The organism is Sphingomonas sp. Leaf62, assembly GCF_001421915.1.
Lineage (GTDB): Bacteria > Pseudomonadota > Alphaproteobacteria > Sphingomonadales > Sphingomonadaceae > Sphingomonas.
On the sequence record NZ_LMLN01000029.1, the window covers coordinates 160,407 to 166,795 of the forward strand.

Annotated in this window: 9 protein-coding genes; 3 read left to right on the top strand and 6 right to left on the bottom strand. The window is 67.5% G+C overall.

Annotation, left to right across the window (positions count from 1 at the left end; genetic code table 11):
* Window positions 1-94: 94 nt before the first annotated feature.
* The 3 genes from ASE91_RS15100 to ASE91_RS15110 are packed head-to-tail and all read right to left on the bottom strand — an operon-like array spanning window position 95 to window position 1,445.
* Entirely contained in the window at window positions 95-469 is a 375-nt protein-coding gene (locus ASE91_RS15100; protein ID WP_056627502.1) for a PaaI family thioesterase, read from the bottom strand.
* Window positions 469-909, bottom strand: coding sequence for a PaaI family thioesterase (locus ASE91_RS15105; protein WP_056627505.1), 441 nt, complete (start codon window positions 907-909; stop codon window positions 469-471). The genes ASE91_RS15100 and ASE91_RS15105 overlap by 1 nt, the downstream gene beginning before the upstream one ends.
* A 50-nt stretch (window positions 910-959) precedes the next feature.
* Entirely contained in the window at window positions 960-1,445 is a 486-nt protein-coding gene (locus tag ASE91_RS15110) for a hypothetical protein (RefSeq protein ID WP_156357870.1), read from the bottom strand.
* A 94-nt stretch (window positions 1,446-1,539) separates the two neighbouring features.
* On the opposite strand from ASE91_RS15110, the gene ASE91_RS15115 reads away from it, so the two are divergent.
* Window positions 1,540-2,310, top strand: a complete 771-nt coding sequence (locus ASE91_RS15115) for a crotonase/enoyl-CoA hydratase family protein (RefSeq protein WP_056627511.1) — start codon at window positions 1,540-1,542, stop codon at window positions 2,308-2,310.
* Between the two features lie 45 nt (window positions 2,311-2,355).
* On the opposite strand, the gene aguB is transcribed toward ASE91_RS15115, so the two are convergent.
* A complete protein-coding gene (gene aguB / locus ASE91_RS15120) occupies window positions 2,356-3,201 on the bottom strand; it encodes an N-carbamoylputrescine amidase (RefSeq protein WP_056627515.1) in 846 nt (281 codons plus the stop codon).
* Window positions 3,202-3,220: 19 nt separating this feature from the next.
* Window positions 3,221-4,186, bottom strand: a complete 966-nt coding sequence (locus ASE91_RS15125) for an agmatine deiminase family protein (protein WP_056627518.1) — start codon at window positions 4,184-4,186, stop codon at window positions 3,221-3,223.
* Window positions 4,187-4,309: 123 nt separating this feature from the next.
* Between ASE91_RS15125 and fsa the strand changes: the two genes are divergently transcribed.
* Together fsa and ASE91_RS15135 are read left to right on the top strand one after the other, a co-directional pair.
* Window positions 4,310-4,963 carry a fructose-6-phosphate aldolase gene (gene fsa, locus ASE91_RS15130; protein WP_056627521.1) on the top strand — a complete coding sequence of 218 codons (654 nt, stop codon included), beginning with the start codon at window positions 4,310-4,312 and terminating at the stop codon, window positions 4,961-4,963.
* 17 nt (window positions 4,964-4,980) lie between these two features.
* A complete protein-coding gene (locus tag ASE91_RS15135) occupies window positions 4,981-5,871 on the top strand; it encodes a tyrosine recombinase XerC (RefSeq protein ID WP_443024550.1) in 891 nt (296 codons plus the stop codon).
* 175 nt (window positions 5,872-6,046) lie between these two features.
* Here the strand turns inward: ASE91_RS15135 and ASE91_RS15140 are convergent, their stop codons facing one another.
* Window positions 6,047-6,298 (bottom strand): ATP synthase F1 subunit epsilon, encoded by a 252-nt coding sequence (locus ASE91_RS15140; RefSeq protein ID WP_056002855.1) that lies wholly within the window; start codon window positions 6,296-6,298, stop codon window positions 6,047-6,049.
* Between the last annotated feature and the right edge of the window lie 91 nt (window positions 6,299-6,389).

A 6,389-nucleotide genomic window follows, 5' to 3' on the forward strand; every position in this document is an offset into this window, starting at 1 on the left:
CTTTTGAAACCGTGCCCGCATCGTTGCGGTGCACAGCTGCTACGTCCCGAATGTCGCACAACTATCGCAGGTCTTGAAAATATCCGGGGCGGCTTCAGCGCCGTAGCAGATAGTTCAGCCGCGCCGCCGCGATCGGCCGGTCGCGATCGTCCTGCCACGCGGTCGCGGCGACATTGGCGATGCGCGCACCCAGCCGGGTGACGCTGCCCGCCGCCCATGTCGTCCGTTCGCGCCCGCCACGCATATAGTCGATGGTGACGTTGATCGGCTTGATCGTCGCCTCGTCCGCGCCCAGCGCGTGGCGCAGCGCCACCCATGCCGCCATTTCCAGCATGCCGCCGATCGCACCGCCATGGACGAAGCCGGGTCGACCGAGCAGGTCGTCGGCGAACGCCATCGCGACGATCGGGTGCCCGGCATCGTCGGTGTCGAGCGTCAGCCCGAGCAGGTCGGCATAGGGTGGCAGCATCAGCCCGCGTCCAGCAGCATGAACGTGCCGGCGACATGCGCGACCGGATCGTCGGGGTCGCCGTCATGGGCGATGCCGCGCACGAACGCGACCTGCCGCGCGACGCGGTAACATTCGCCGCGCCCGACCACCGTCCGCTCCGGCGTGGCCGGGCGCAGATAGTCGAGCCGCAGGTCGAGCGTCGCATGCGGCAGGAACGCCCCGCGTTTAAGCCACACGCCGACGCTGGTCGCCATGTCCATCAGCGTCAGGATCGGCCCCGACGCCAGCACGCCGCGCGCCGGATCGCCGATCAGGTCGGGGCGGAACGGCAGCAGCAACTCGCACCAGTCCGCGCCATGCGCCTGATAGCCGATGCCCAGCCGCGACCCATGACCACCGACCCGCGCCGAAAAGAAGCGGGCCGGGTCGAAGCCGGGCGGGGGCGGGAAACCAGTCATCGCCGGCCCGTGTAAAGCGTTTCGGCGGTCGGTTGAAGCGGCGGCGGGGGTCAGTGCAACGCGATCTCCGTGACATAGAAGGGCGCGACCACCTTGTCGGTCGCATTCTGTACCCATAGTCCGTCGATCTGCTTCTTGTCGGCACCGATCCTCGACAGCGGCAGTTCGATCTTCTTCCAGCCGCTTGCGGGCAACGTCACCGCATAGGCCTGCGCATCCAGCGGCTTGCCATCGACCACCGCGACGATCCGCAACTGCTGCGCGCCGCCGTCCATGCCCTGGATCAGCATCGTCACCGATTTATACGCCGTGGTGTCGAACGGCGCGTGGTGCAGGTACAGCGCCTGATACGGCCCAGCCTCGATCCGGATCGGCTTGCGCTGCGATCCCAGTACCTCGCTCGACAATTCGACCTTCGCCCAGCTCCAGTTTTCCCAGCCATTGCCGAGTGCGGTGCCATACACGTCGCCGACGCCCGCGTCCTGCGCGACGGCCGGTGCCGCCAGCAGTGCCACGGCCAACCACCAATGCCGCATCTTTCCTCTCCTCTCCCCCGCCGGTATCGTCCGGCTGCCCCCATGCTACGCGCGCCGCGTCGATTGAAAAGGGGGAAGTTGGGGAGCGGGACCGATGCGGGTAACGACGAGGATCGCGGACGGCATCGCCGACGTCCGGCTGACCCGCCGCGGTAAGATGAACGCGATCGATCCGGCGATGTTCGACGCGCTGATCGACACGATCGAGACGTTGCGCGCGTCCCCGGCGCGCTGCGTCATCCTGTCGGGCGAGGGGCGCGCCTTTTGCGCCGGGCTGGACATGGCGAGCATGGCGGCGGGCGCGGCGGGCCTCGACCTGATGACGCGGACGCATGGCATCGCCAACCGGGTGCAGCAGGTCGCATGGGGCTGGCGGACGTTGCCGATGCCGGTGATCGCCGCGGTGCATGGGCTGGCATTGGGTGGCGGGCTGCAGATCATGGCCGGCGCCGATGTCCGGATCGCCGCCCCCGATACGCGCTTTGCGATCCTGGAGGCGAAATGGGGACTGGTCGCCGACATGGCCGGCTTCGCGCTGTGGCGCGATGTGCGGGGCGACGTGCTGCGCGAACTGGCGTTCACCGCGCGGGAGTTCGACGCGGTCGAGGCGCAGGCGGCGGGGTTCGTAACGCGGCTGTCCGACGACCCGCTTGCAGCGGCGCAGGCAATGGCCCGATCGATCGCCGAGCGCAGCCCGGACGCGGTGCGTGCCGCCAAGCGCCTCGCCAACCTCGCCGACGATGCGGATGCCGCAACGATCCTTACCGCCGAACGCGCCGAACAGATCGCGCTGCTCGGTAGTGCCAATCAGGTCGAAGCCGTGCGTGCCGGCATGGAGCGGCGTGCGCCGAACTTTGCCGACTGACCCATCGTCCTTCCCGCCTGCGCGGGAATGACGATGCTCGCTACTTCAAATATCCTGCACCAGCCGACCGTACAGCTCCGGCCGCCGGTCGCGGAAGAAACCGAAGGCGGCGCGGTGGCGCTTGACCCGGTCGAGGTCGAGCGTTGCGGTAATAACCCCCTCTTCCTCGCGATCAAGTTCGGCAAGGATGTCGCCGCGCTCGTCGGTAATGAACGACGTGCCGTAGAAGGTCTGGCCATGTTCGACCCCGACCCGGTTGGCGGCGACTACCGGCACGACGTTCGACACCGCATGGCCGACCATCGCCCGCCGCCACAGCCGCGCGGTGTCGAGGCTGGTGTCGTGCGGTTCGCTGCCGATCGCGGTCGGATAGAACAGCACTTCCGCGCCCATCAGCATCAGCGCGCGGGCGGTCTCGGGATACCATTGGTCCCAGCAGACGCCGACGCCCAGCTTGGCCGGGCCGTCCCATACCTTGAACCCGGTATTGCCGGGGCGGAAATAGAATTTCTCTTCATATCCCGGACCATCGGGGATATGGCTCTTGCGATACACGCCCTGCACGCGACCATCGGGGTCGATCATCGCGAGGCTGTTGTAGTGATGCGGGCCGTCGGCTTCGAAGAAGCTGGTCGGAATATGCACCTTCAACTCGCTGGCCAGCGCCTGCATCGACAGCACCGCCTTATGCTCGGTGACCGGCTTGGCGTTGGCGAACAGCCCTTCGTCCTCGACCCGGCAGAAATATTCGCCTTCGAACAATTCGGGCGGCAGGATGACCTGAGCACCCCGTGCCGCAGCCTCGCGGACCAGCCGCGATACATTGGCGATGTTGCGGTCGATATCGGTCGAGAAGCCGAGCTGGAGCGCGGCGACGGTGATCTCGGTCATGACGGGGCGGTCCTTCGGGTTACGCCGGAATCTGCTGGCTGATGCAGTGGAAGCTGCCGCCGCCGGTCAGGATGTGATCGGCGCGCAGCCCCACGACCTCGCGATCCGGGAAAATCCCGGCAAAGGCGGCGATGGCGGCGGCATCGGTGCCGGTGCCGTAGAGCGGCACGACCACCACGGCGTTGCCGATATAGAAGTTCATGTGGCTGCCCGGAATGATCTCCTCCTCGGGCGACAGCACGCGGCCGGGGGAGGGGACCGGCACTACCTCGACGCCGAACGCCTGTGCCCGTGCCGTCGCATCCTGATAGATGCGCCAGTTGGGATCGTTCTCGGCCGCCTGCGGGATCGCCAGCCGGTTCGGCCCGACGAAGCGCGCCAGATTGTCGACATGGCCGTCGGTATGATCGTTCAGCAGCCCGTCGCCCAGCCACAATACCCGGTCGTAGCCGAGATCGTCGTGCAGCCGCGCTTCCGCCGCCGTCTTGAAGAAACCGGTGTTGCGATTGGGGTTGAGCAGGCATTGCTCGGTCGTCACGACCAGCCCGGTACCGTCGCCGTCGATCGCGCCGCCCTCGATGATCCAGTCGTGATCGGCCACGGTCAGCCCACGCCCGCGGGCAAGGCGCAGGCCGATGTCGCTGTCGCCGGGCAGGTCGTACTTCCCGCCCCAGCCGTTGAAGCCGAACCGGTGCGCGGTGCCGTCGCCGCCGATGATCGGGCCGGTATCTCGCAGCCAGATGTCGCCGAACGCCTCGATCGTGACTTCGGCAAAGGGGGCGCGGGTGCGGGCGTCGTCGGCCGCTTCCACGGTTGCGGCGACCAGGATCACCGTCTCGCCGCGTCCTTCGGCGTGGACGGCCTTCGCAAAGGCGACGACTTCGTCCCGGGCGGGGTCGAGGTCCTCCAGCCACAGTTCGGCGTGGCTGGGATAGCCGATCCATACGGCGGCGTGGGGGGCCCATTCGGGTTGCGGCGCGGTCATGCGCGCGCAGATACTGGATCGGCGCGCGCAGGAAAAGGGTCGACGTCGGCCTGCCCTTGCTCCGGCCGCGCCGATGGGCGATGGGGCGGCATCTTTCCAAGACCCGCGCAGGAACCGAGTCCCATGAAATTCTTCGTCGACACCGCCGATACCAGCGACATTCGCGAACTGGCCGAAACCGGCCTGCTCGACGGTGTGACCACCAACCCGTCGCTGATCCACAAATCGGGCCGCGATTTCCTTGAGGTCGTGCGCGAAATCTGTTCGATCACGCCGGGGCCGGTATCGGCGGAGGTCGTGGCGCTCGACCATGTCGGCATGATGCGCGAGGCCGAAATCCTGCGCAAACTGGCCGATAACGTCGCGGTGAAGGTGCCGCTCACCATCGACGGCCTCAAGACCTGCAAGGCGCTGACCGACGACGGTACGATGGTCAACGTCACGCTATGCTTCTCCGCCAATCAGGCGCTGCTGGCGGCAAAGGCCGGCGCGACCTTCGTCTCGCCGTTCGTCGGGCGGCATGACGATATCGGTTTCGACGGCATGGGGCTCATCAGCGATATCCGCCTGATCTACGACAATTACGATTTCGGGACCGAGATCCTCGTCGCCAGCGTCCGGCATCCGATCCACGTCCTCGAATCGGCCAAGATGGGTGCGGACGTGATGACCGCCCCGCCGTCGGTCATCCGCGCGCTGGTCAAGCATCCGCTGACCGACAAGGGGATCGAAGGCTTCATGGCCGACTGGGCCAAGTCGGGCCAGACGATCGTCTGATCGAAGCGGGGGCTGGCGTGGACGACCTGACGCAGCCCCTGCTGCTGGCCTTCGCGACGCATCTGGCGCGGGATCGTCGACGATCCGCGCATACCGTCCGTGCCTATGCCGCGACCGCCGAGCGGCTGATCGCGTTCCTGCAAGGCCATTGGGGCGGGGCGGTCGATGGCGGGCGACTGGGCCGCATCACCGCCACCGACCTGCGCGCCTTCCTCGCCCGTCGCCGTGAGGACGGGCTGGGCAATGCGTCCGCCGCACGCGAATTGTCGGCGGTGCGTGCCTTTCTCGATTTTGCCGGTGTTGAAGCACCGCGCCTGCGCGGGCCGCGCACCGGCAAGACCGTGCCCCGTCCGATCTCGCCCGACGACGCGGTGGCGCTGGCCGGGGACGTCGCCGACTTTGCCGCCGAACCGTGGATCGGTGCCCGCGACTGGGCGGTGTTGCTGCTGCTTTATGGTGCGGGACTGCGCATCGGCGAGGCATTGTCGCTGACGGGCGCGGTCCTGCCGCTCGGTGCGACGCTGGTCGTGACCGGCAAGCGCGACAAGACGCGGGTCGTGCCGCTGCTGCCGCCGGTCCGTACCGCGATCGAGGCCTATGTCGCGCAGCAACCCTGGGGCACCGCGCGCGCCGCGCCGCTGTTCCGGGGGGCAAAGGGCGGGCCGCTGGCTGCCGGGGTCGTCCGGCGGGCGGTGCAGGCCGCGCGCGGGCGGCTCGGCCTCGGCGACCGCACGACGCCCCATGCGCTGCGCCACAGCTTTGCCACGCATCTGTTGGGCCGGGGGGCGGACCTTCGATCGCTACAGGCGCTGCTGGGCCATGCCAGCCTGTCCTCGACGCAAATCTATACGGCGGTCGATGCCGCGCATCTGCTGGACGTATACCGGAACGCGCATCCGCATGGATAGCTACTGCCGATGGGACAGAGATAGCTGCCCAATACGCATTTCCTTCACCGTGCAGTAGAAGCGCGGTCCCGGATCGAGTCGGGGGTGACCCTCGATTGGTGAACGCTCCAAACGCAAAACGCCGCGCCGAACCTCGGTCCGACGCGGCGTTTCGTTTAACGCATTGTGAGCGCGATCAGCCGGCCTGTTCGGCGAGGATCGTCAGACCCTTGGAATTCACCTCGGCAAAGCCGCCGCGGATCGCGATGCGCTCTGCCTCGCCCTTTTCGGTGCGCTGGATCAGGACGTCGCCATCGCGGATCGTCGACATGAACGGCGCGTGGCCTTCCAGCACGCCGAAGTCGCCTTCGGTTCCCGGAACCGTGACCATGTAGACCGATTCCGACCGCACCAGCTTTTCGGGGGTCACGAGTTCGAAGTGCAGCATTTTCAAAACCTCACTCCCTCTCCCCTTCAGGGGAGAGGGCAGGGGAGAGGGGGGTTCGGCCGAGAGGTTCCGACTGCCCCTCTCCCCGACC